We start from the raw sequence: 25,528 nt of genomic DNA, 5'->3' as shown, positions 1-25,528 counted from the left end.
AGAAAAAAGAGGGAAAGCCTGAAGTGTGTTGAATATGTTTTAAGAGTGTTTAAATTCGAACGTATTTTACTATTGGAGTCAGGAGGTGCCACAGACTTGAGCAACAATGACATCATTGTTAGTTTGGACATCGGTACATCCAAAATTCGCGCTATTATTGGGGAAATGAATAATGGAACCTTTAATATTATAGGAGTTGGATCTGCCGACTCGGAGGGAATTCGCAAAGGTGTAATCGTAGATATCGATCAGACGGTGCAGTCGATTCGCAACGCAGTGGATCATGCAGAACGTATGGTGGGTATTCAAATATCCGAAGTGTATGTTGGAATCTCGGGAAATCATATCGGACTGATGAGCAGTCACGGCGTCGTGGCTGTGTCTAACGAGGATCGTGAAATCGGAGAAGAAGACATGGAACGGGTGTTGAAAGCAGCCGAAGTAATTGCAGTTCCGCCGGAACGGGAAATTATTGATGTTGTCGCCAAGCAATATGTAGTAGATGGCTTGGAGGGCATACAGGACCCCCGTGGAATGATTGGTGTTCGTCTGGAAGTTGAAGCAACGATCATTACGGGTGCAAAAACCGCGATACATAATCTTTTGCGCTGCGTGGAAAAAGCGGGTCTGAAAGTAAGCGATCTGGTTCTCATGTCGCTTGGAGCGGGTCAACTGGCTTTGTCCAAAGATGAAAAAACGATGGGTTCAGTGCTTGTTGATATTGGAGCAGGTGCAACAACCATCGCCATTTTTGAAGAAGACAGTCTTGTTGCAACATCAACATTGCCTATTGGTGGGGAATTCGTAACGAATGATATTGCCTATGGCTTACGCACGTTGACGGATCAGGCGGAGAAGGTGAAACTGAAATACGGCTGCGCCTGGTTGGATGATGCTGCTGCGGATGTGATGTTCAAAGTAACCCGAATTGGCAGTAATGTAGACAAGGAATTTTCACAGGAGGATCTGGCGGCTATTATTGAACCTAGGGTTCAGGAAATATTCCAGATGATCTCTCAAGAAGTGAAGCGTCTTGGTTACAACGAGCTTCCTGGAGGTTATATACTAACGGGAGGTACGGTCTCTATGCCGGGGGTTCTGCAGGTTGCTCAGCATGAGCTTGCTGCTTCGGTACGAGTTGCAGTTCCGGATTACATTGGTGTGCGTGACCCTGGCTACACAAGCGGAGTTGGCATATTGCACAGTGTAATTCGCAGTTTGCGCATTCGTCCCTCGATCAATAACGGCGGTGGAAATAACAACAATAATAATAATAATAAGAAACCGACCAACCGTCCGAAGCCAAATACGGCACAGGAATCGGAGCAAAAACCTGGTCTGTTCGAACGGCTGAAGAATATGTTCAGCGAATTTATATAACAGGTTGGATCCATTTCATACATTCTTGAAGCCGTCTGAATGCGCTGGTACTAACATAAACGCTTTCGTTCGTCGATATATGAAATTGATTCGGTTCAAATCAAAAATTGGACGGGCCATCCATGCACATTGAGGGGGAGATGGAATAATATGTTGGAATTTGATTTCGAGATGGAGAGCTTGGCTCAAATTAAAGTCATCGGTGTAGGCGGCGGCGGAAGCAATGCAGTCAACCGTATGATTGAAAATGGTGTACAAGGTGTTGAATTTATTACGGTAAACACGGATGCTCAGGCGTTACACCTGGCGAAATCCGAGCATAAATTGCAAATCGGTGATAAATTGACTCGTGGTCTTGGCGCGGGCGCCAACCCGGATGTAGGTAAAAAAGCAGCGGAAGAGTCCCGTGATCTGATCATGAACACGTTGAAAGGTGCAGACATGGTATTTGTTACAGCCGGTATGGGCGGTGGTACAGGTACAGGTGCGGCTCCGGTTATTGCTGAAATTGCCAAAGAGTGTGGTGCACTGACAGTGGGTGTCGTAACTCGCCCATTTACATTCGAAGGACGCAAGCGTTCCAGCCATGCGGAGCAAGGTATTGAAGCTCTTAAGGAAAAAGTGGACACGCTGATCGTTATTCCTAATGATCGTTTGCTCGAAATTGTAGACAAAAAGACACCGATGCTTGAAGCATTCCGTCAAGCGGATAACGTACTTCGTCAAGCGGTACAAGGTATCTCGGATTTGATCGCTGTACCGGGTCTAATCAACCTTGACTTTGCTGACGTCAAAACGATTATGCATGAACGAGGATCTGCCCTTATGGGGATTGGTGAATCAACAGGCGAGAATCGTGCCGCAGAAGCAGCGCGCAAAGCCATTATGAGTCCTTTGCTTGAAACATCCATTGAAGGTGCTCGCGGCGTAATCATGAACATTACGGGTGGCGTTAATCTGTCCCTGTATGAAGTGAACGAAGCGGCAGAGATCGTAACTTCTGCTTCCGATCCGGAAGTGAACATGATCTTTGGTGCCATCATCGATGAAGACCTGAAAGAGGAGATCAAGGTTACAGTTATCGCAACTGGTTTCGAAGACAAACCTGCTCCACCTCCACAAGGACGTAAGCCAGCTCCGGCAACAACGGAGACAACAGATACACGTTCGCCGAATCTGCGTCCGTTCGGAAATCAGCCGAGCAATGATCAGCTGGATATTCCGACATTTTTACGCAATCGTTCACGCAATAATAATAACGATTAATACCCAAATCAAATTATGGATAACCCGGTACTCCTTATGGAGCGACCGGGTTTTTCTGTTTTCTTAGATATCATAGCATACAGCATTGAACAAATTCTGAACAAAGGGCCTGAGAAATTCCGACAAAAAAAGTTGGGAACACACCCCCATGATTAGACAGACTTTGAACAGGGGGCTCCGTATACTTGTGAATATGCTCATGAATATCAGGATATCGGATTCCGGTATTTCGATATGTTGCGCGCAGGCAGGTGAAGAGTTTGGTTGTGTATGTGGATCTTATTTTTTTGACAAACCTGTGTATTGACGGTGCACTCATCGGCATGACCGCCTGGATGCGAAAAACAAAGCTGGTTTGGTGGCGATGGTTGCTGTCAGCCATTGTGGGCGCATTATACGTGGTCATGATGTTTGTACCGGAGTTTGATTTTATGTTCACTTTTTTGATCAAGTTCGGGTTCTCGCTGGTCATGCTTACGATTGCTTTTGGTTTTAAGGGTCTGCAGGCTTTTGCGAGGACGCTCGGTACCTTCTATGTGATTAATTTTGTCGCTGCCGGAGGTATTCTGGGTGTGCATTACATGCTTCAGAGCTCCGGTGAGTTGTTTAACGGCATTTGGTTCACCGCTTCTGGCGGTATGTCATTTGATCTGAAGATTGCCTTCTGGTTCACGTTTATCGTATTTTTTGCTGTCCTGTTTTTATTCAAAGCTGTGCAGAGCTCAAAACGGAAAACGGATCGCATGACGACCTATTTGGGTAAAGTTGAGGTCTGCATCGATGAGGTAGTCATTTCTTGTACAGGCCTTCTGGATACGGGCAATCAACTTACAGATCCCTTATCGCGCATGCCAGTCATGGTGATGGAGGTTTCGTTATGGCAAGACATGTTACCTGCTTCATGGAAGGGTAGACTCAAGGACGAGGCGCCGGACAACCTTATTCTGGAGCTTGATCAGGAAAGTTTTCAGTGGCAGGATCGACTGCGGCTAGTGCCCTATCGGGGCATTAACAAAGGGACTGCGTTTATGCTGGCAATGAAGCCGGACCGGGTGAAGGTGACGATGGAGGAAACATGTTATGAGACGACAAGGGTACTCATTGGGCTGGATGGAGGTGTTTTGTCGTCGGATGGGAAATACCAGGCCGTGATTCATCCTGAACTTGTGCAAGACGCTGCTTCTGCGCAGTCTACGGCTCTCTCTGCGGGAGCAACAGAAAAGCCGCTGAATGTGGTATAGGAGGAACGTACATGCTTGTGAAATGGAAACTGGTGGCGCAGCTGCAATATTACCGTCTGTTATTTTTGTTGGGACTCAAAAGTGAAGAAATCTATTATATTGGGGGAAGTGAGGCACTTCCGCCGCCTTTGACAAGGGAAGAAGAAGAATACTTACTGCAAAAATTATCTTCGGGAGACTCGGCCATTCGCGCGATGCTCATTGAGCGCAATCTGCGTCTGGTGGTATACATCGCACGAAAATTTGAGAACACAGGAATCAATATTGAGGATCTGGTCTCCATTGGAGCCATCGGACTGATTAAGGCAGTTAATACATTCGACCCGGAAAAGAAAATCAAACTGGCAACATATGCTTCACGTTGTATCGAAAATGAAATTTTGATGTACCTGAGACGTAATAGTAAGATCCGAACTGAAGTTTCTTTTGATGAACCCCTCAACATTGATTGGGACGGAAATGAACTATTATTATCTGATGTACTGGGTACAGAAAACGATACAATCTATCGGAATATTGAAGAGCAGGTAGACCGAAAACTTTTGCACAAGGCACTGGAAAAATTAACGGAGCGTGAGCGAATGATTATGGAGCTTCGTTTTGGCTTGACGGATGGGGAAGAAAAGACACAAAAAGATGTAGCGGATCTACTTGGAATCTCCCAATCCTACATCTCTCGTCTCGAAAAAAGAATCATTAAAAGACTTCGCAAGGAGTTCAATAAAATGGTCTGAAATACATCAATGCTCAGAATGGGTATTACTGGCAAGGGTGCCAAGTACGAATAAAAAAGCCTGCCCCGGAGATAATGTACATTAATGTTTCTCCTTGGGAGGTAAATCACGATGACCCGAAACAAAGTCGAGATTTGTGGCGTGGACACCGCAAAATTGCCTGTCCTCACCAACACTGAAATGCGGGAATTGTTTCATTCCCTTCAGCAACACCATGATCGCTCAGCAAGAGAGAAATTAGTGAATGGCAACCTGCGTCTGGTACTCAGTGTCATTCAGCGTTTTAACAATCGGGGGGAGTTTGTCGATGATCTGTTCCAGGTTGGTTGCATTGGCCTGATGAAAGCCATTGATAATTTTGATTTATCCCAGAATGTCAAATTTTCAACCTACGCGGTGCCGATGATTATCGGTGAAATCCGTCGATACCTGCGTGATAATAACCCGATTCGGGTATCTCGCTCCTTGAGGGATATTGCTTACAAAGCGCTTCAGGTCCGTGACAGCCTGACGAATAAAAATTCCCGGGAACCGACGATATTCGAAATTGCGGAAGTACTGAATGTGCCGAAGGAAGATGTTGTTTTTGCATTGGACGCCATTCAGGACCCGGTCTCGCTCTTCGAACCGATTTATCATGATGGTGGAGATCCGATCTATGTTATGGATCAGATCAGTGATGACAGAAACAAGGATGTGTCGTGGATCGAGGAAATTGCGCTCCGTGAAGCGATGCATCGTCTTGGTCAGCGGGAAAAAATGATTTTGTCCATGCGGTTTTTCGAAGGGAAAACCCAGATGGAAGTAGCTGATGAAATTGGCATTTCCCAGGCTCAAGTATCACGTCTGGAGAAATCAGCGATACAACAGATGCAAAAACATGTGAAGTCGTAACACGATGCAAGGGCAGGAGGACGATCAATCGGGGCAGTGTATACCGTTGGTCGTCTTTTTGTGTTAAGTCGTTTCCACATTCGATGAAAAACAGGACATTTTTCGCCCCTGAAACATATATTGTATAGAAGCGTGAGGAACGGGCAGAAGAGGAATAACAGGGGGCGGGAATGAATGAAAGTAAATACGAGCGAAGTTGCGGCACGAGGCATGAAAATCTCGGATTTTCAGACTAAGGATGTCATTAACATTACGGATGGTAAACGTCTGGGTCAGATCAGTGACTTGGAGCTTGATCTGAAGCAGGGGCGAATTGAAGCGATTGTTGTGCCGGGGTACAGCCGGTTTATGGGTCTTTTTGGCGGGGGAACGGATCTCGTGATTCCCTGGAGAAATATTGTGAAGATTGGTTCAGATGTGATTCTTGTGAAGATGGATGAGGTGAAGGAGAACACGTATGACGAGCGTGATCGCGAAGCGCGCCTGTATGATGAACAGCAGCATAACCGCACAGAGCGTGTGGAACGCATTGAACGATCAGACCGCAATCAGCGTCGAACGATATAAAGGAGACAGAATGTGGCTCATTTGGTACACTGGAAGTGGTGAGGTGAGAGAATGGAACCCTTTGTATTGAATAAGGAATTACTTGAACGGACAGAGAACCCTAATTCAGATTTCGGTTCTGACCCGTTATTATTATATGTTGAGCCCTGGAGACAGCAGTTTGATAAGTTATCGGTCGGATTTACGACAAGACATGGTGGAGTCGGAAGTGCACCCTATGCTACGCTTAACTGCGCTTATCATGTGGGGGATGATCTTGAAGTTGTGCTTAACAACCGCAGGCTTGTAACCGGGAAGCTTGGCTTTGCAGCGGAAGCCTGGACCTGTGGAGAGCAGGTGCATGGCAAACATGTGGCTGTAATTAAAGCTGAAGATCGGAGCAGGGGATTACTTGATCGTCAGTCAGCGTTACAGGATACGGATGGATTGGTCACAAATGTGGCGGGTGTGCTGTTGACTTCTTTCTATGCAGATTGTGTCCCACTTTATTTCTATGACCCTGTGCAACAGGCCGTTGGTCTTGCTCATGCCGGTTGGAAAGGTACAGTCGCAGGTATCGCTGTATCCATGGTGGAGACGATGGAACGGGAGTACGGAAGTCGCAGACAGGACATTCGAGCTGCAATCGGTCCGTCTATTGGGGATTGCTGTTATGAAGTAGATGAGGCGGTTATGCAGCATGTACGGGTTTGGTTTGATGATTCCCCGGTTAATGATGAATACAAGGATTCTGCTTCTAAAAAAGCATATCGATCCGTAGATAACGGTAAAACGATGTTAAACTTGAAAGAATGTAATCGACACATTATGATGAAAGCAGGAATATTGCCGGATCATATCGAATGTACAACATGGTGTACAAGTTGTCATCCCGAATTGTTTTTCTCCTATCGGAAGGAAAATGGTGTTACAGGGCGGATGGCGAGCTGGATTGGGCTGGAAGAGAGGTGACCCTCTGTGTCATTTGAGGAGCGTATACAACAGGTAAATCAGAAGATCGAGGATGCATGTCAGCGCAGTAACCGTCATCGTGATGATGTGAATGTGATTGCGGTCACGAAATATGTCTCACTGGAAACAACGGGATCGGTGCTGAATCATGGTCTTGAGCATATTGGAGAAAATCGGTGGCAGGATGCACAGGCCAAATGGGAAGCTTTTGGTCAACAGGGTACCTGGCATTTTATTGGTCATTTGCAGACGAACAAGGTGAAAGACGTGATCGGCAAGTTTCGTTACATACATTCACTGGATCGTTTGTCATTGGCGAAGGAGTTGGATAAGAAAGCAGCTTCACTTGGCATCCAAGTGGAAACGTTTTTGCAGGTGAATATTTCGGGTGAAGAGAGCAAGTATGGCTTACAGCCTGAACAGGCAAGTTCTTTTTTGCGTGATATTCGTTCGTTCAACAATCTCAAGGTCGTTGGCTTGATGACCATGGCACCTCATGAGGAAGATCCCGAGCTGACACGTCCCGTATTTCGTGGATTGCGTGAGCTGAGAGATCAATTGAATGGACAAGCTCTTACAGCAGAACCATTAACGGAGCTGTCGATGGGGATGTCCAATGATTTTGAAGTGGCCATTGAAGAAGGGGCAACCTGGGTACGGCTGGGATCGATTCTCGTAGGAAAAGAGGAGGGTTCACGATGGGCGTAATGAATAAATTTATGAATTTCCTCGGACTTCAGGAAGAGGAAGAGATTGTGGAACGTGAACGGATGGCATCGCAGGAGGAAAATGAGGCTGATCAGCAGGAAGCTGAAACCTCCAGTCTCGATAAACGTAGAAACCAAAGGGGGAATAATGTGGTGAGCATTCATTCCCAGAAAAATGTTAAAGTTGTCCTGTATGAACCGCGTTCTTATGACGAGGCTCAGGAGATTGCCGACCATCTGCGTTCGCATCGTACCGTTGTGGTAAACCTGCAGCGGATACGTCAGGACCAAGCGCTGCGCGTTATTGATTTTTTGAGTGGCACGGTATACGCATTGGGTGGCGGTATTTCCAAAATCGGCGGAAACATTTTTCTCTGTACGCCAGATACGGTTGAAATTCAGGGATCAATTACGGAAATACTGGCTGACAGCGAGCAAGATTACAACAGAATGAGGTGAGCCACTTTTGTATCAGATTGAAAGCGTGCTGTACACGTTATACCAGATTTACTTTTACATGGTCATCGTCTACATATTGATGTCTTGGCTTCCCAATGCGCGGGAGAGCTTTATCGGTGAATGGTTGGGCAAATTAGTGGAACCATATCTAAGACCATTCCGCCGATTTATACCTCCTTTGTTCGGTGTGCTGGATATTTCCCCGATTGTAGCGCTGATCGTTCTGCAACTCGCGCTTAACGGGCTGATCTCCATACTTCGGTATTTTGTATATTAGAGGTTGTTCAAAAAGTCCGCTTTTGATTACGAAGGATGCCTAGTGGCATCGTCAGCATCGAATATGGAATTCAGCCGAAATAAGTGGGAGGCTTACGAAGTATGTTTCCTTCGGAAACATTGTGGTTGCTCACGTAGTTTTCTCTACGCTCTGCTACTCCATTTCTAGCTTTATCCCATCTTCTCGGCACTGAAAACCGGTCTTTTTGAACACGGACTATTAGGGTAGGGTGACATAGATGAGCGGTGAAATTTACGAACATTTTAGCCATGATGAGCGAGATTTCGTAGATAAGGCTTCAGACTGGGTTGAGGGTGCAGGCAAGTATCATGACATGAAGCTAACTGACTTTCTTGACCCAAGACAGGTGTTTATCTTACAAACTCTTGCCAATCGACGTAATGACGTTCAGATTCGTCTGGATGGTGGTTACGAGGCTGCTGAGCGCAAGCGTGCGCTGGTTGCACCTGATTACATGTATCTGGATGATGAGGATATGGGTATGCAGGTGCTCAGCATCACGTCCGATGATCAGAAAATCTCGGAGCTGGAGCATGGGGACTATATGGGTTCCCTGCTCGGGCTTGGGATGAAACGTGGAAAGATCGGGGATATCCAAGTGCTGGAGGACGGTTGCCATACAGTGGTGGCGGCGGAAACCGGCGCTTTTTTATCGCTTCAACTGAATCAGGTGCATCGGTTACATGTGTTCACAGAGTTACTTCCTTTGGATCAGATGCGATGGTCAGAGAACAAACTGGAGATGATGGATATTACGGTCGCTTCGCTTCGTTTGGATGGAATCTGTGCAGATGTGTATCGGCTTAGTCGCAGTAAAGTGCTAGTGCCAATCAAAGCTGGGCGCTGCCGTGTGAACTGGAAGGTTGAGGAAGATCCATCCAAATCGCTAAAAGCGGGGGATGTTGTATCCATTCAGGGATTTGGCCGCTTCAAGGTTATTGAACAGGATGGGATGACCAAAAAAGGGCGCTGCCGAGTGAAAATCGGCAAATTTGCCTGATTCTGTTGCAGGAAAATCCGCTTTCTTGTCGAAATGTTTATCATAAAGGTGTAGAAAATACGCGGTGTATCCGATATACATTAAGTCAAAGATTTATGCTGCAAACCTTCTCTGGACGGGAAGGAACTTTTACAGGAGGTGGACAGCATGCCATTAACGCCGCTGGACATACACAACAAGGAATTTTCCCGACGTTTGCGCGGGTATGACGAGGATGAAGTCAATGAATTCCTAGACCAAGTCATCAAAGATTACGAAGGCGTCATTCGCGAGAACAAAGAGCTGAGCAATCAGTTGCTGTCCGTTCAGGAAAAGCTGGATCATTTTGCCACGATTGAAGAAACGCTCAGCAAAACGATCATTATTGCGCAGGAAGCTGCTGATGATGTGAAGAATAATGCGAAGAAAGAAGCGCAGTTGATCGTGAAGGAAGCAGAGAAAAATGCAGACCGGATCGTGAACGAATCGTTGGGCAAATCGCGTAAAATTGCTTTGGAAGTGGAAGAACTGAAAAAGCAGGCATCAATTTATCGTGCCCGTTTCCGCACGCTTGTTGAAGCGCAGCTTGAACTGTTGACTCAGGATGGTTGGGAAGTGCTGGAGAGCCGGGAGCAGGAAGTGCGTGACCGTGAGCGGGAGATGAAAGAAATTTATTAGTCTGTCGCCTGGTTGACTTTTGTCTGCAAAGAGGCTATAACTATATTCATAATGAATAGTGATTCCATGACGGGTTCAGTACGTTATGATCTCATCCCTCAGAGAGTTGGTGGTTGGTGCAAACCAATGGATGAGTTATAGCCGAATATCTCCCCGGAGAAGTGACGCTGAAGCGGTGATCGTGATTGCCGTGTGTAAGCCGAACCGTAAGCCGTACGTTATAACGGCACCCTGCGGTAGTTTAGCGGGGCATAAGCGCTGTTGATGACAGAGCATACCCAGACTTACCTGGATGTGGTTTGTGATGAACAGAATTAGGGTGGTAACGCGAGTATAGTCTCGTCCCTTTCCAGGGATGGGGCTTTTTTTGTTTTCAAAAAAAGGGCGAACGCCCATGAGGCCCGAAGGGACCTCAAGGAGAGAGCCGCTCGCCGGGGAAGCGAAGCACCCTGCAGCCGGGGTTTCGCCAAGGCGAACGTCCATGAGGCCCGAAGGGACCTCAAGGAGAGAGCCGCTCGCCGGGGGAGCGAAGCACCCGGCACACAGGGTTCGCTAAGGCGAACGCCCATGAGGCCCGAAGGTGCCTCAAGGAGAGAGCCGCTCGCCGGGTGAGCGAAGCACCCTGCAGCCGGGGTTTCGCCAAGGCGAGCGTCCATGAGGCCCGAAGGGACCTCAAGGAGAGAGCCACCCGACGGGTGAGCGAAGCACCCGGCAACACCCGCCTCGCGGTAAGGCCATGCGGCGTTCACGCAGGGAACAGCCTCAAAATGGCCGCCACTACGCACATAAACCCTCGCCCACAAGCGGCGCAACTGTTCCCCAATCGACAACCGATTCCGGGTGTCCAGAGGGCGGAGCGCCTATGGGGTCCCCCTTGGCAAGGGGGATTTAGGGGGATTGAAACGCTTTTTGTGGACGGTCCACAATCTAACCAAAGAAAGGGAAGATGATCATCATGCAACGAGTTGACGTCAAAGAGAAGGCACGTGCCAGAGAATTACGCGTGTTAGATAAATGGAAAACGGAGAATACATTCAAAAGATCCATCGAAAACCGCGAGGGCAAGCCAAACTTCGTATTTTATGAAGGGCCGCCTACAGCGAACGGAAAACCGCATATCGGTCACGTTCTGGGACGCGTAATCAAGGATTTTGTTGGTCGTTATAACACGATGAAGGGTTACCGTGTTGTTCGTAAAGCGGGTTGGGATACACACGGTCTGCCAGTAGAACTGGGTGTACAGAAGAAGCTTGGCATCTCCCACAAGTGGGAAATCGAAGATTACGGCGTGGAGAAATTCATTAACGAATGTAAAGCGAGCGTATTCGAGTACGAGCAACAATGGCGTGATTTGACAGAAGGTATCGGATATTGGACGGATATGGATAACCCATATATCACCCTTGATAACAACTACATTGAGAGTGTATGGAACATCCTGGCGACAATCCATGAGAAAGGCCTGTTGTATCGGGGCCATCGTGTGAGCCCGTATTGCCCATCTTGCCAGACGACACTGAGTTCCCATGAGGTTGCACAAGGGTACAAAGACGTCAAAGACCTGAGCGCTACAGCAAAATTCAAGCTGAATGACAGCGGAGAATTCGTGCTTGCTTGGACAACGACACCTTGGACGCTGCCTTCACACGTAGCACTTGCCGTGAATCCGGAAATGGACTACTCCCGTGTACGTCAAGGGGATGAAGTGTACATCATGGCAACCAATCTGGTGGAGAAAGTGATGAAAGATACCAAGGGTGAGTATGAGATCATTGGTGCACTGAAAGGTGCCGACCTGGTTGGCAAAACATATGATCCTCCGTTCAACTACGTACAGGCTGAGAAAGCTAACATCATTCTGGGCGCAGGCTTTGTAACGGATGCAAGTGGTACGGGTATCGTACACATGGCTCCTGCCCATGGTGAAGATGACTACCGTGTATGCCGTGAGAATGGTATCAGCTTTGTGAACATGGTGGACCTGGAAGGTAAATTTGTCGCTGAGGTTACTGACTTTGCCGGACGTTTCGTGAAGGATTGTGATATTGATATCGTGCGATATCTGTCTGAGAATGGACGTTTGTTTAGCAAAGAAAAATATGAACACAGCTATCCATTCTGCTGGCGTTGTGATACACCACTATTGTACTATGCAATGGACAGTTGGTTTATCCAAACAACAGCCATCAAGGACCAATTGATTGCCAACAATAGTGAAGTGGATTGGTACCCTGGCCACGTTCGTGAAGGACGTTTCGGTAAATTCCTTGAGGATCTGGTGGATTGGAACATCAGCCGTGATCGTTATTGGGGAACTCCGCTGAACATCTGGGTGTGCGAGGAGACTGGCGAACAATTTGCTCCACACAGCATTGCAGAATTACGTGCCCGTGCGGTAGGTGATGTGCCTGAGAATCTTGAATTGCATAAACCGTATGTGGATGACGTTAAAGTCATGAGCTCTTGTGGCAAATATGAAATGAAACGTACACCGGAAGTGATCGATGTCTGGTTCGACAGCGGCTCCATGCCGTTTGCCCAGCAGCACTATCCATTTGAAAATAAAGAAGTATTCGAACAGCAGTATCCTGCTGATATGATCTGTGAAGGGATTGACCAGACACGTGGCTGGTTCTACAGCTTGCTGGCGGTTTCTACCCTTTTGACAGGCAAAGCGCCTTACAAAGCAGTTATGGCTACAGGACACGTTCTGGATGAGAACGGACAGAAGATGTCCAAATCCAAAGGTAACGTTATCGATCCTTGGGAAGTGATTGAAGAATACGGTACAGATGCATTCCGCTGGGCTTTGTTGTCTGACAGTGCACCATGGAACAGCAAACGTTTCTCCAAAGGTATCGTAGGCGAAGCAAAATCCAAAATGGTGGATACACTGGTTAACACCCATGCATTCCTGACGCTATATGCTACCATCGATGGATTTGATCCACAGGAGCATCCGTTCCAACTGTCCGCACACAAGCTGGATCGCTGGATTCTGTCGAGGCTGAACAGTCTGATCCTGGTTGTAGAAAAAGCGTTGTTGGTTAACGACTATCTGAACTCCTCCAAAGCGATTGAAGCATTTGTCGATGAGCTGAGTAACTGGTATATCCGTCGTTCCCGTGACCGGTTCTGGGGAAGTGGCCTGACAGAGGATAAACTGGATGCTTACCGCACATTGACCGAGGTATTGGTGACTACTGCAAAACTGGTTGCTCCGTTTACACCGATGCTCGCAGAAGATATCTATCTGAACCTTGCAACAGGCGAGAGTGTGCACATGGAAGATTATCCGGTAGCCAATGAATCGCTAATTGATGCAGGACTGGAACAGGATATGGAGACGGCACGCCGTGTGGTTGAACTTGCCCGTAATGTTCGTAACGAAACAGGCATCAAGACACGTCAGCCGCTGTCCGAATTGATCGTTTCTCTGGATAAAGGCTTTGACCTGGCAAGTTATGAAGAGATCATCAAGGAAGAGATCAATGTAAAAGGAATCCGTACGGAGCATAACGATGCGGAATTCGTTGACTTTACATTGAAGCTGAACCTGAAAGTTGCAGGTAAGAAATACGGTAAAAATGTAGGATTCCTGCAAAACTTCTTCAAGGGAATGTCGGCCGATGAGACACGTAAAGTCGTTTCGGAGGGTGTGCTGAACATCGTTTCTCCGGAAGGCGAAGAGCTGCAGGTGACGAGCGAAGAATTATTGGTTGATAAACAGGCAAAATCAGGTTTTGCTTCTGCATCGGGTTACGGTCTGACGGTTGCACTCAATACCGAAATCACGCCAGCATTGGAACAGGAAGGCTGGGTTCGTGAAGTGGTTCGTGCTGTACAGGATACCCGGAAACGACTGGACCTGCCGATTGAGAAAAGAGTACGTCTGACTTTGGATGTGGATGCATCCCTTCAGGAAGCTATTCAGGCGTTTGATGATGTGTTGCGTGAGAATGTTCTCGTAACCGAAGTGACATTTGGCTCAAATGAGTCCATGGAACGTGTTGAAGCCGGAGGCAAATCGATCGGTATTTACATCGAAGCATAATTCGAAGCATTTCCCATTCAACAGGGAGAGCATATAGAGCATAAACAAACGAGCCGCAGAGGCAGGGACATTTTCCCTGGTTCTGGGCTCGTTTGTTTTTTAAGCAAAAAGGAAATGATTCTATAGTGCAGTCAATCTATATTGATCAAAGGAACTGACCAAAACATGAGCGAACATGACAAGCAAACAGCAACTGCTACACCATCAACATCAGATCATCTGAATTCGCATGACAAAATTGAAGAGCTACATACCCTGACGAACCGTCTGGCGAATGAACTGGAACGTTCACGCATTGCGCAATACACAGAATTGCTGAACAGGCCATGGAAATTAATCGGGCTTAACTTGTTGTCTGGAGCCGCACGAGGTGTGGGGATCGCGATTGGTTTTACCTTTTTTGCAGCAACGATCATTTACGTTTTACAGCTACTCGGGGCGCTCAATCTTCCCATTGTTGGAGACTACATCGCTGATATTGTGCGCATTGTCCAACGTCAGCTTGATATGAACACCTACTAAGCGATTAAAGGTGAATGATATCAAAGTGCAGTTAGTAAATGTCATCCGTCTCCATATCCGGTTCTAACAGACCCTCGCCCTCACGGTTCTCCAGATACTGGCGATATTGCCGATTGCGCACGATGGATACGTCATGACCATAGATGTCCGTTGCAACGAAGCTTTCGTACGCTTCAACGCAGCCTTCCACTTCATCGGTGGCTTCAATGGCCATAACGTCATAGCTATCGATATCGCGTCCCTCAGCCATGGCTGGTGAGTTCGATGTGCCCCAGCTTTCAACAATTTGCCAGGCGTCCTCACCATCGAAGCCGTTTTGATCATCACGCTCGTCCAGACTTGTTCGACCGAATGCCGGGGCGAGGAATTCTTCCTCTACAGGGCGGTTTTCAGAGACGACGGTTTCCGGTTGATGTTTTTTGCAATATTTAGTATAGGGAACAGCTTCCATACGTTCATAAGGGATGGGTTGCTGGCAGACCGCACATGTACCATAATGTCCTTCTTCGATGGAGTGCAGTGCAGAATCGATTCGCTCCAATTGGAATTCATCATGTTCCAGTAGGGAAATATCTTTCTCGCGTTCATACACCTCCGTAGCTAAGTCGCCAGGATGGTTATCAATTGGTGATAGTTCACCTGTCTGAAGTTTAAGGGAGTCTCCAAGGCCATAATGCTCGTTTTCCGACAGTCTATGTTCAATATCGCGCTTATCGGACATCAGTTGGGAACGTAAAAATTGCAGTTGTTCAGTAGTGAAATGTGACATGATTTTCCCCTTTCTGCTTCATGCTGGAATCCGGATTTTGACTCTATTGTAGGATGTGCCATTATGGGCAAGATTACAGAAGGGAAATGTTATCGCTTTTGCCATAAGCATTGTGATGTAGCGCGTCGTGGACGATTTCCAAACAGCTGTGCTACAATAAACAAGCCTGGCGTAAGCCTGGTATCGTTTGGAAAAGACAAGAACGGAGTGACAAACAAACGTGGTGTATTATATCCTCGCTTTTATCGTATTTTTATTGGATCAGGGAACCAAGTATCTGATTGCAACCCGGATGGAACTCAGAGAAGAAATTCCGGTAATCGGCAATTTCTTTGTCATCACATCACATCGTAACTCAGGAGCAGCTTTTGGCATTCTGCAAGACCAGCGTTGGTTCTTTATCGTGGTTACGTTGATTGTGGTCGTTGCCTTGATTTGGTATTTGCAAAAGGTAAAAGATACCCCGCACAAATTGCTGCCTGTGGCGCTTAGTTTGGTGCTTGGTGGAGCAATTGGCAACTTCCTTGACCGGGCATTGACCGGAGAAGTTGTGGATTTTGTACAACTTAATTTTGGAAGCTATACGTTTCCCATTTTTAACATTGCAGACTCGGCAATCTGCATCGGTGTAGCGTTGATCATTGTGGAGACGTTACTTGAAGGACGGCGCGAAAAAGCAGCCGCGAAGATTGAAGGGAATGAACATCATGAGTAATCCTAACAAGGAACAGATTAACGACGAAGAACTAATGAATGGCAATGAACGTATGGAATGGACCGTTGCCGCTGAACATAAAAAAGAACGAATTGACAAATATATTACGGAAGCGGTAGATAACGTATCTCGCTCCCAAGTTCAATTGTGGATCGGAGACGGAATGGTTACGGTAAATGGTGCTGTAGTTAAAGCCAATGCCAAGTTATCCGAAGGGGATCTGGTCGAGTTACAGATTCCAGAACCAACTGCTGTTGAGATCGTTGCCGAAGATATTCCACTGGAAGTGGTATACGAAGACAGCGACTTGATCGTGATTAACAAACAGCGTGGTCTTGTGGTGCATCCAGCACCAGGACATACGTCCGGTACCCTCGTTAATGCACTCATGTATCACTGCAAAGACCTCTCGGGTATTAATGGGGAGTTGCGCCCTGGTATTGTGCATCGTATCGATAAGGATACCTCCGGCCTGATCATGGCTGCCAAGAACGATCGTGCTCATGCATCACTGGCTGCTCAGTTGAAGGATCATACGGTGAATAGACGTTATATTGCGCTCGTTCATGGACATCTTAACCATGATCAAGGGACCATTGATGCACCGATTGGACGAGATACCAATGACCGCAAAATGTATACGGTCACGGAACGTAACAGTAAACATGCCGTTACGCATTTTACCGTTACAGAGCGGATTAAAGATTACACCTTGTTGGAATTGAAACTGGAGACAGGACGTACTCACCAGATTCGAGTTCACATGAAATTTATTGGTCACCCGCTTGTAGGAGATCCAACTTATGGACGGAATAAAGGCATCAAAATGCAAGGACAGGCTCTTCATGCGGCCATTCTTGGATTTGTGCATCCAACAACGGGAGAATACCTTGAATTCTCAGCTCCGCTTCCTCAGGATATGGAAGACGTTCTTGCCTCACTACGCAGTCGGTAACCGTTCCAAGAAAGTACAAATGTTCGGATACTTTGTCCATGGCTTTGATCACGCAAATGCTTCATATTAAATTGTAGAAATTTGCGTCAAATGAGGAGATGAACAACGTTATGAGTATCGATAAATACCAAGAAACTTACATTCAGACTAATTTTGCCGACCGTATCGGTGGCTCCAACTATGGTAAAGACACGAACATTTATAAATTCGAGAAAATCAAACGTGCCAAAGCTTCGGCCAAAAAAGATTTTCCCGATGTGGAACTGATTGACCTTGGTGTAGGTGAACCGGATGAAATGGCGGATGCAGGCATTGTAGCTGCACTTGCTGAAGAAGCTTCCAGACCTGAGAACCGTGGTTATGCCGACAATGGTATTCCTGAATTCAAGGCTGCTGCTGCTTCTTACCTGAAAAACGTATTTAACGTAGACGGTATCGATGCTGATACTGAAATCGTGCACTCCATTGGTTCCAAACCGGCTTTGGCAATGATGCCTTCATGCTTCATCAATCCGGGTGATGTGACAATCATGACCGTTCCAGGGTACCCGGTTATGGGTACACACACAAAATATCTGGGTGGAGAAGTGTTCAACATCCAATTGACGAAAGAGAACAACTTCCTGCCTGATCTGACGGCTATTCCGGAAGACATCGCAAAACGTGCGAAGTTGCTCTACCTGAACTACCCGAACAACCCGACAGGCGCAAGCGCAACGGTGGAGTTCTTCACTGAAGTCGTTGAGTGGGCTAAGAAATACAACGTTGTGGTTGTACATGATGCTCCATACGCAGCATTGACGTATGATGGCAAAAAACCGTTCAGCTTCCTGTCGGTACCTGGAGCGAAGGATGTCGGCGTAGAGCTGCACTCTTTATCCAAGTCCTACAACATGACGGGGTGGAGAATCGGATTCGTAGCGGGTAACCCGCTTGTAGTCAAAGCATTTAGCGACGTGAAGGACAACAATGACTCCGGTCAGTTCATCGCGATTCAAAAGGCTGCTGCTTATGGATTGAATCACCCAGAAATTACGGAGAAAATTGCAGAGAAATATTCCCGTCGTCACGACATGCTCGTTGCCGCATTGAACGAACTGGGCTTCCAGGCTGAAAAACCTAAAGGTTCATTCTTCCTGTATGTGGAAGCACCAAAAGGTGTGGTTGGCGGACGTCGCTTCGAATCCGGTGAAGATTTCTCCCAATTCCTGATCCGTGAGAAACTGATCTCATCCGTACCTTGGGATGATGCTGGTAACTTTGTTCGTTTCTCCGTAACCTTTGAAGCTAAGGGTGAAGAAGAAGAGAAACGCGTTATTGCTGAGATCAAACGTCGTCTGAGCGACGTGCAATTCGAATTTTAATTGTAATACCCTATAGATTAATCATGTGTTAAAACGAAGAGACCGGTAACGGTCTCTTTTTTATGTTCTATTAGATTTTTTTCATTTACTCCCTTTACAAAATTATACAAGCAACATATGATTAGATCTTTACGTTATTTGTTATATACAGAAGTTGTTTTTGAAGGGAGTTATTACAATTGTTATCATCACGAACAAGTACGGTGTCCTCACCGGCTACAGGAACAGGCAGTACAGCGTCAGGATTAATCAGATTGTTAAGACCCAAACAGTGGACTAAAAATCTGCTGTTATTTGCTGCGTTACTATTCTCTTTTGAGGAGATTCGGACAGAAACCATTCTTGCGACTTTGCTTGGTTTTATTCTATTTAGCCTCGTTGCAGGCTGTGTTTATATTTTAAATGACTTTGTAGACCGGGACAGGGATCGACAGCATCCGGTGAAAAAATATCGTCCCATGGCATCTGGGCAGGTGAATCCGAGTCATGCTTTGTTGTTTGGTATTATTCTGTTAATCCTTTCCGTCGGAACGGCCTTCATAATGAACCCTCTATTCGGGGTGTTATGTATCGTCTATTTCCTGTTGAATGTGTCGTATTCATTTGTGCTGAAACATCTCGTCATTCTGGATATGATGACCATTGCAGCCGGATTTGTACTTCGTGCCATTGCAGGTGGTGTGCTGATCCATGTACCATTCACACCGTGGTTTTTGATCTGTACCATGCTGTTGTCATTGTTTTTGGCCATTGGCAAACGCAGAAATGAACTTACGCTGCTTGAGGGGAATACGGGCTCACACCGTAAGGTTTTGGATAACTACTCCATTACGTTGCTGGATCAATTCAATACAATTGTGACGACAGCTACGATTATCAGTTATTCCCTGTTCACATTTACTTCAGATCGGACCATTCACCTGATGTGGACCATTCCACTGGTCATATATGGCATGTTCCGTTATCTCTATCTGATCCACATGAAGAACCAGGGCGGGTCGCCTGATCGTGTACTGTTTGAGGACAAGCCCATATTAATTACGGTGATTTTGTATGTGATCAGTGTTGTTACCATTTTTACTATCTTTGAATAAAGGCTGAGGGGGATCAGGGTGAAAAGCACGAAAGTCGCAATTTTTGATATTGATAAAACGATCATACGCAGTGATTCCATGTTCCAATTTGTGCATTACGGTGTTCGCCGTTACCCGTGGCAGGTATGGAGACTACCTGTCATTGCATTACATACCGTGTTATTCAAGGCAGGCATCATGACGGTTGAACAAGTCAAACGATCCTACTTTCAAGAAATTGAGCGTATGTCTGAAAAAGATCTAGAACATTTCTTTGATACTCGCTTGCGTACGTCCATATTTGCCGAGGCCAGTGTAGAGATGCAGCATCGCAAAGAAGCAGGATATCATGTCTTGCTGGTCACTGCTTCTCCGCATGCCTATATGAAATACTTTAAAAACTTTCCCTGGGTGGATCATGTCATTGGAACTGAACTTGTCCGTCATGCGAATGGTTACACATGCAGAATTGATGGCAGCAATTGCAAAGGGGAAGAGAAGGTCCGCCGAATTCAGGCTTATCTAAACGAGAAGAATATGGTCATTGATTATGACCAGTCATGTTCCTACTCGGACTCTTTATCCGACCTTCCTGTCATGCAGCTAGTGAGTCAACGATACTTTATTAACAAGCGTGTTCCGGACATGGAGGCATTAACGTGGGGGAAATAAAATCGCGTCATACCGGTAAATGGTTGATGCTCGTTTCTGCTTTTCTGACAGCAACAGGTCAATTGTTCTGGAAATGGGGACTAACCGAGTGGATCTACCTTGGTGTTGGTTTTCTGTGTTATGGACTTGGAGCCATTTTGATGATTAAAGCTTATGCTCTGGAAAAACTCTCTGTTGCTTATCCTTTGATGTGTGCCAGCTACGTATTTGCCTTAATCTATGGATATTTTTTGCTTGGGGAAGAAATTACGGTGCAGAAGCTGGCAGCAGTCGTACTGCTTGGAATCGGGGTGACATTAACCAGTGTTGATCGATAGCTGGATGGTTGCCGTATTAATTGTCATGACGTTGTGTGGTGCACTGGGCGGGGCCGGACTGAAAGCTTATGCATCTAGTCGCAATCGTCTGCATCTACTCATGGGACTCGGATTCTATGGAACCGGTGCGTTGCTGAATATTGTATTGTTGAAGTTTCTTCCATTAACCGTTGTACTGCCTGCGAACGCGTTAACCTATGTCTGGACCCTGATCATTGCGATGTTGGTATTTAAAGAGACGGTGGGCCCTTTACGCTGGATCGGTGTGGCATGTATTATGGGTGGCCTATGTTTATTGGTGTTCTAATTTGAACTATCCATTATTTACACGAACACTGCGATGACAGAATGACCTTCCAATCGCTCAAATTATGATGGTTTTTTATAAAATTTATTGGATGTGAATGATAGCATGAAATTTTTGGACTACTTATTTTATAATCGCAGAGCCAACTGGACAGCCTTTTACCTGTTTGCAGGATTTGCTCTATTCTATGGTTTAATGAACGGCTCGTACGTTCTGTACATTGAAAATAATGCAGAACTGCTTGGAAAGTATACCCCATTTAATACAACGCTGTTTCCACTCAATTTATTCAACTTTGATCCTTCAATGTATTATGGGGACAACAGTTCTTCCGTTATCCATCCACTGATTTCCTTTCTCGCAGTCGCTCTTGCGGCTGTAGCGAAGCTGCTGGGAGGTAACTGGTTCTTTCTAGTCCTGCAATCTCTGGTAAATGCGGGTTCGGTGGTGCTGGCGTATCTGTTCCTAAGTCAAAAAGAAGATAAACCGACCATTGTACCGTTGCTGTTCGCCTTACTGTTTGGTTTCAGTTCCTACCTGATGTATACCGCATTGATTCCGGATTCGTATCCTTATGTACAGTTCGTTATTCTGTTCTCCGTGGTATACATGCAGTACACTCGTGAGCGTCAGGACGTACGTTATGTACCTAATGCATTGATTGCGTCCATTAACTTCGGACTAACCTCGACCAATATCGTACCGTTTGCTGCTGCCACTTTCTTCAATATGCATGCATGGCGTAAGGCCAATTTTAAAAAATACATCGGCATCATGGCCTTGGCGGTTCTGTTTATTGCTGTATTAACAGGTGTTCAATATGTTGCATTTGGAGGTCGCAGCTGGGTTAGTAATTGGCTATTGGGCATTCAAAATGGTGGAACTAGCTATGCAACACCATTCCAGTTCGCTATCCACTGGAAAGCATTGAACATGCTAACCATCAATCCGATGATGACACCGAAGATGCATTTACTGGACCCGGGCATGGCAGCCTTTGTTACGGATCTATCCCGTTCCAATCCAATCGTTGTACAGATTACAGGTATCTTTATTTTATTACTGGCACTCATGGGCTTCATTAAGGGCATTCGTGAACGTGAAGTATGGACCCTTGTGCCATATATTCTGTTTGCCTTTTTGCTTCATGTAGTCGTGGGCTTTGGTCTGGCTGTATTTCAATATGATATGTACCTGTATGCAGGGCACTATCTGTTTGCGTTCTTCCTGTTGGGTGGAGGTTTCGTCATCAGCCTTCGTCCGGGATTGGGGAAAAAAGCGATTATAGGCTTAATCATGTTATGTGTTATCGTTTCGGCAAGTAACAATATCTATCGCCACGTAGAAACATTAACAACAATCAAGCAATCCTATGATCAATTGGAACAGGAGCGGTCAGTGAAATAATCAAAACGTATCGATTCATATAAGGAAATAAGATAAGGCCATTGGATGGAAAGTCCAATGGCCTTATCTTATTTAGTGTCCAGCTAATGAGTTAAGCGATAATTTTGGTCTTCTTGGCATTCTCGGCTGAACGTTTGGTGAGACTGCTGAGTGGGCGTTTCAAAGCGAGAGCAACAATGAGACTCAGCGCGATGAACATACACAACCACAGAATATCCTTAATGGCAGTAGACCACAATATACCGCCCACCGACTCACGCAGCAGACTGATCGCATACGTGAAGGGCATGAACGGATTCAATGCCTGGAAAAAGGGTGATGTCATGCTGATTGGGAACGTACCGCCAGAGCTGGAGAACTGGAACACCATAAAGATGATGGCGATCCCTTTTCCGATATTTCCAAAAACGGACAGCAGGGTGTACGTGATGGTGACAAATACGGCACTCGCCAGCATGGCAAACAGGACAAACCACAGTTTATCGGCGACATAGGTACCAAGGATTAAGATATCTCCCAAGGTGACGCATACCGCTTGGAGCAATCCAATGGTTAGAAAAGTAGCAAGACGTCCGAGATACAACTCGTATCCCCGGAACTTGCCATCCGGATTCTCGGCTTCAGCACGAAGCAGGGAGATCAGCAGTGTTGAACCGACCCACAAGGACAGCACGCCATAAAATGGCGACATGGCCGATCCATAATTCGGAATCGGGTAAAGCTGCTGTTCCTTGATTTGCACTGGACTTGCAAGGAAGGCACTCTCTTCTTCGATATCACCGCGCAAAAGTTTGGCGAGCTCGGCAAACTGGTTATTACCTTCGACTTCCCTGAGCTTGTCAGCAGCTTTGCTGATGGCACTTTCCAATGCTGGCAGATCATCACGTACCAGTGTAGCAACACGATGGACCCCTTTTTCGACCTCTGGAAGCTGGTTCTGAACAAAATCGGCTGCTTTGCCTATCTGTTTCTCGGCATTAGGCAGATCATGACGAACAAAATTAGCGGCTTCGTTCAGTTTGGTTTCCAGCTTGGGCAGATCGTTTCGAATTAATGAAGACACTGTGTTCAAAGCTTGAATAAAACTTTCACTTTTGCTCGCGAGTGTCTCTGATATCTCGTGGATCCTAGATTGTATTTGGGGCAGTTCGCTCTGGATTTTCGTCAACTCGGTCTGTCCAAACGTAATCCCTTCTTTGGCAGATGCAAGAATGTCCGCAATATCCGGAATTCGATCTCTTGCTCCTTGCAGTGCACTTGAAGAAGTGGAGAGGATGGACCGCAATTTATCCACGCCAGCCGATAGAGCCGGTGATATTTCACTTTCGTAGGTAGTTAAGAAATTGCCAATGCCACTGCTAATCTCCTTGGACAGAGTATTTAATTGAGCAATGATGTCTGCGGGCGGCGTTGTATTGCGACTCATGGCATCACTGATGATTCCAGCCAGACGGATTTGTAACTGAAGTTTATCTGAAACGGAGTTCAGCTGATTAATTTGTTCGGCAAGTGGATGGCTTGGAAGCAAGTTGTCTATTTTGCCCAGCAGTTCTGCCATACTGTCAACAAGTTTTACCGCAATGCCCAAGCGTGCAGCAACCCGGTCCAGATCTTCTTCTGTTGGCAGGTGATTAAGATCCGAATTTTGCAGTTGTGCAAATACGTCTCCAGCAGCGTTAGTAATTTGCTGCACCAGCAGCAGATTTTGGCGGATCGTCGGACCAATAGCCTGGAACGCTTCTTCACTTGAATCTACAAATTGATTCAAGCTTTCGGCCAGCTCAATCCCGTTGCCCGCGATTTGTGATACCTTGTCCAGATCCTGCTCTGCGGCGGTTACGATAGAGAGAGCCTTGTCGGTTTTATCCAAGGCCGTTTGGATGACAGCGGATACCTGACCAAAGTTTGCATCCACTTCTCGAATGCGTTCTACAGCTTTTTGTATATCCGGTATTCGCCCTTGAATAGCCAGCACTTCCGAAGCCGCATCATTAATTTGTGGCCAATATTCCTGCACCTTGAGCACATACTGTGCCGCTTCATTGATTTCAGGTAGTTTTTTTTCGATTTCGACGATCTTTTGAGCATCTTTTACAATCTCAGGCATGGCTTTTTCCACTTCCAGTACCTTTTGACCCGCCGCTTGGATGGCCGGAAGATTTTTCTCCAGGGTGAAAATGCCATTCTCCATCTTGCGCAAAGTTGGAAGCTGGGCGTTAATTTCAACCCCGGCTTCCTTCAACTTGGTAAGAACGGCCTCACTGACGGCTTCAGTGAAATTCTCATTGATTTGTGTTGTTATGGCAGATACACCAGAGCCTGTGATTTTAGGAGCAATGGCATTCACTTTCTCATTAACGGTATAGATTACCTCTGGACGCTCCAGCTTTCCGTCAACAATACCTGTAATTTTGGACGAAAAGTCTCCGGGAATGAGCAGGCTTGCATAGTACTCTCCAGTTTGTACACCTCGACTAGCCTCAGCCCGATCTACAAAAGTCCAGCCCAGCTTTTCGTTGTGTTTGAGGCTGGATACCAGTTCGTCTCCGATATTAACATGGGTTCCTGCAACAGTCGCACCCGCGTCCTCGGTTGTCACTGCAATTTTGATCCCTTGGGTGTTACTGTACGGGTCCCATACGGACTTCACGTTGACCCAGTCATACACTCCGGGCAGTAAAATGATAGCCACAATTAGAAATATACCTGTGGGAACCTTCAGAATATGCAACCAGTCTGTTTTGTAAACGTGCCAAATGTGACGCATGACTTCCTCCTAAATGTACATAAATGTAGGGCGTATCTTATTTCCATCTCGCATATTTGCGAATCTTATGTATATCGGCATTACAGCAGCATCTATGAATGGGTTTATGTTTATAAACTGTACCCATTTCACTTGGTACTAATTCAGAGCCTTCATTTAATGCGTAAATTGAAACTTACCGTTTGTTCTATAAAGAAGTGTTATGTCTCTACTTAAGCATAGTCAGTGGTTTATTTTGGTTATCTCGAATTTCTCATTTTTTCTATGGATAAATATGCAGAAATGTTGTATAATTATGAATAACCAATGAGATGTATTGTGCATGGATGTTTTTCAGGCTAACTGCTGATTCTAAGAAGAATGTAGCAGAGGGTTTTCACCTGCGATGGTGAGGTGTTGACAGGGGGTTGTCTTTCTGTCATAATTCATGAAGACAAACGGACATATTGATT

The 25,528-nt window shown here is 46.2% G+C and carries 24 protein-coding genes and 1 other annotated feature; of the genes, 22 read left to right on the top strand and 2 right to left on the bottom strand.

What is annotated here, in order from left to right:
- The first annotated feature begins 96 nt into the window (after positions 1-96).
- The 14 genes from ftsA to AB4111_RS16095 all read left to right on the top strand — a co-directional run bounded on the left by ftsA (position 97) and on the right by AB4111_RS16095 (position 14,730).
- Positions 97-1,380: a cell division protein FtsA gene (gene ftsA, locus AB4111_RS16160; protein WP_253439313.1), complete on the top strand. Its 1,284-nt coding sequence runs from the start codon at positions 97-99 to the stop codon at positions 1,378-1,380.
- Between the two features lie 150 nt (positions 1,381-1,530).
- Positions 1,531-2,646 carry a cell division protein FtsZ gene (gene ftsZ / locus AB4111_RS16155; RefSeq protein ID WP_253439311.1) on the top strand — a complete coding sequence of 372 codons (1,116 nt, stop codon included), beginning with the start codon at positions 1,531-1,533 and terminating at the stop codon, positions 2,644-2,646.
- Between the two features lie 260 nt (positions 2,647-2,906).
- Entirely contained in the window at positions 2,907-3,887 is a 981-nt protein-coding gene (spoIIGA, locus tag AB4111_RS16150) for a sigma-E processing peptidase SpoIIGA (RefSeq protein WP_091014080.1), read from the top strand.
- Between the two features lie 11 nt (positions 3,888-3,898).
- A complete protein-coding gene (gene sigE / locus AB4111_RS16145; protein ID WP_442032341.1) occupies positions 3,899-4,621 on the top strand; it encodes an RNA polymerase sporulation sigma factor SigE in 723 nt (240 codons plus the stop codon).
- Between the two features lie 111 nt (positions 4,622-4,732).
- Positions 4,733-5,515 carry an RNA polymerase sporulation sigma factor SigG gene (gene sigG / locus AB4111_RS16140; protein WP_017687309.1) on the top strand — a complete coding sequence of 261 codons (783 nt, stop codon included), beginning with the start codon at positions 4,733-4,735 and terminating at the stop codon, positions 5,513-5,515.
- 174 nt (positions 5,516-5,689) lie between these two features.
- On the top strand, positions 5,690-6,082 hold the full coding sequence (locus AB4111_RS16135) for a YlmC/YmxH family sporulation protein (protein ID WP_251035120.1): 393 nt from the start codon (positions 5,690-5,692) through the stop codon (positions 6,080-6,082).
- Between the two features lie 51 nt (positions 6,083-6,133).
- Positions 6,134-7,033 (top strand): peptidoglycan editing factor PgeF, encoded by a 900-nt coding sequence (pgeF, locus tag AB4111_RS16130; RefSeq protein ID WP_442032340.1) that lies wholly within the window; start codon positions 6,134-6,136, stop codon positions 7,031-7,033.
- Between the two features lie 6 nt (positions 7,034-7,039).
- Positions 7,040-7,741 carry a YggS family pyridoxal phosphate-dependent enzyme gene (locus AB4111_RS16125; RefSeq protein ID WP_442032339.1) on the top strand — a complete coding sequence of 234 codons (702 nt, stop codon included), beginning with the start codon at positions 7,040-7,042 and terminating at the stop codon, positions 7,739-7,741.
- Positions 7,732-8,199, top strand: a complete 468-nt coding sequence (locus AB4111_RS16120; protein WP_442032338.1) for a cell division protein SepF — start codon at positions 7,732-7,734, stop codon at positions 8,197-8,199. The genes AB4111_RS16125 and AB4111_RS16120 overlap by 10 nt, the downstream gene beginning before the upstream one ends.
- Before the next feature lie 7 nt (positions 8,200-8,206).
- Complete coding sequence (locus AB4111_RS16115) at positions 8,207-8,476, top strand: YggT family protein (protein ID WP_260632824.1); 270 nt, start codon at positions 8,207-8,209, stop codon at positions 8,474-8,476.
- Positions 8,477-8,714: 238 nt separating this feature from the next.
- Complete coding sequence (locus tag AB4111_RS16110) at positions 8,715-9,497, top strand: RNA-binding protein (protein ID WP_442032337.1); 783 nt, start codon at positions 8,715-8,717, stop codon at positions 9,495-9,497.
- A 147-nt stretch (positions 9,498-9,644) separates the two neighbouring features.
- On the top strand, positions 9,645-10,154 hold the full coding sequence (locus AB4111_RS16105) for a DivIVA domain-containing protein (RefSeq protein ID WP_062835445.1): 510 nt from the start codon (positions 9,645-9,647) through the stop codon (positions 10,152-10,154).
- Positions 10,155-10,211: 57 nt separating this feature from the next.
- Positions 10,212-10,504 (top strand) — a binding site (T-box leader).
- A gap of 605 nt (positions 10,505-11,109) precedes the next feature.
- Complete coding sequence (gene ileS, locus AB4111_RS16100) at positions 11,110-14,208, top strand: isoleucine--tRNA ligase (RefSeq protein ID WP_442032336.1); 3,099 nt, start codon at positions 11,110-11,112, stop codon at positions 14,206-14,208.
- A 165-nt stretch (positions 14,209-14,373) separates the two neighbouring features.
- Positions 14,374-14,730, top strand: coding sequence for a DUF5665 domain-containing protein (locus tag AB4111_RS16095; RefSeq protein ID WP_253439297.1), 357 nt, complete (start codon positions 14,374-14,376; stop codon positions 14,728-14,730).
- A gap of 31 nt (positions 14,731-14,761) precedes the next feature.
- Here AB4111_RS16095 and AB4111_RS16090 read toward each other — a convergent pair whose 3' ends face one another.
- Positions 14,762-15,499: a TraR/DksA C4-type zinc finger protein gene (locus AB4111_RS16090; protein ID WP_442032335.1), complete on the bottom strand. Its 738-nt coding sequence runs from the start codon at positions 15,497-15,499 to the stop codon at positions 14,762-14,764.
- A gap of 220 nt (positions 15,500-15,719) precedes the next feature.
- On the opposite strand from AB4111_RS16090, the gene lspA reads away from it, so the two are divergent.
- From lspA to AB4111_RS16050, 8 genes are all read left to right on the top strand, one after another.
- Positions 15,720-16,214, top strand: a complete 495-nt coding sequence (gene lspA, locus AB4111_RS16085; protein WP_091028497.1) for a signal peptidase II — start codon at positions 15,720-15,722, stop codon at positions 16,212-16,214.
- Complete coding sequence (locus AB4111_RS16080; RefSeq protein WP_442032334.1) at positions 16,207-17,169, top strand: RluA family pseudouridine synthase; 963 nt, start codon at positions 16,207-16,209, stop codon at positions 17,167-17,169. Before lspA ends, AB4111_RS16080 begins: the two co-directional genes overlap by 8 nt.
- A 110-nt stretch (positions 17,170-17,279) precedes the next feature.
- A complete protein-coding gene (locus tag AB4111_RS16075; RefSeq protein WP_253439293.1) occupies positions 17,280-18,533 on the top strand; it encodes an LL-diaminopimelate aminotransferase in 1,254 nt (417 codons plus the stop codon).
- Between the two features lie 203 nt (positions 18,534-18,736).
- A complete protein-coding gene (locus AB4111_RS16070) occupies positions 18,737-19,627 on the top strand; it encodes a decaprenyl-phosphate phosphoribosyltransferase (RefSeq protein WP_442032780.1) in 891 nt (296 codons plus the stop codon).
- A gap of 18 nt (positions 19,628-19,645) precedes the next feature.
- Positions 19,646-20,278 carry an HAD family hydrolase gene (locus AB4111_RS16065; protein ID WP_442032333.1) on the top strand — a complete coding sequence of 211 codons (633 nt, stop codon included), beginning with the start codon at positions 19,646-19,648 and terminating at the stop codon, positions 20,276-20,278.
- Positions 20,279-20,304: 26 nt separating this feature from the next.
- Positions 20,305-20,595 (top strand): EamA family transporter, encoded by a 291-nt coding sequence (locus AB4111_RS16060; protein WP_442032779.1) that lies wholly within the window; start codon positions 20,305-20,307, stop codon positions 20,593-20,595.
- Positions 20,582-20,902: an EamA family transporter gene (locus AB4111_RS16055; RefSeq protein WP_442032332.1), complete on the top strand. Its 321-nt coding sequence runs from the start codon at positions 20,582-20,584 to the stop codon at positions 20,900-20,902. Before AB4111_RS16060 ends, AB4111_RS16055 begins: the two co-directional genes overlap by 14 nt.
- Positions 20,903-21,007: 105 nt before the next feature.
- Positions 21,008-22,309, top strand: coding sequence for a DUF6080 domain-containing protein (locus tag AB4111_RS16050; RefSeq protein ID WP_442032331.1), 1,302 nt, complete (start codon positions 21,008-21,010; stop codon positions 22,307-22,309).
- A 91-nt stretch (positions 22,310-22,400) separates the two neighbouring features.
- Here AB4111_RS16050 and AB4111_RS16045 read toward each other — a convergent pair whose 3' ends face one another.
- Positions 22,401-25,076 (bottom strand): YhgE/Pip family protein, encoded by a 2,676-nt coding sequence (locus AB4111_RS16045; protein WP_442032330.1) that lies wholly within the window; start codon positions 25,074-25,076, stop codon positions 22,401-22,403.
- Between the last annotated feature and the right edge of the window lie 452 nt (positions 25,077-25,528).

The organism is Paenibacillus sp. 2KB_22, from assembly GCF_052115745.1.
Classification (GTDB): domain Bacteria; phylum Bacillota; class Bacilli; order Paenibacillales; family Paenibacillaceae; genus Paenibacillus.
Note: the sequence above shows the minus strand (reverse complement) of the source record. Positions and strands in the feature narration are given on the sequence as shown.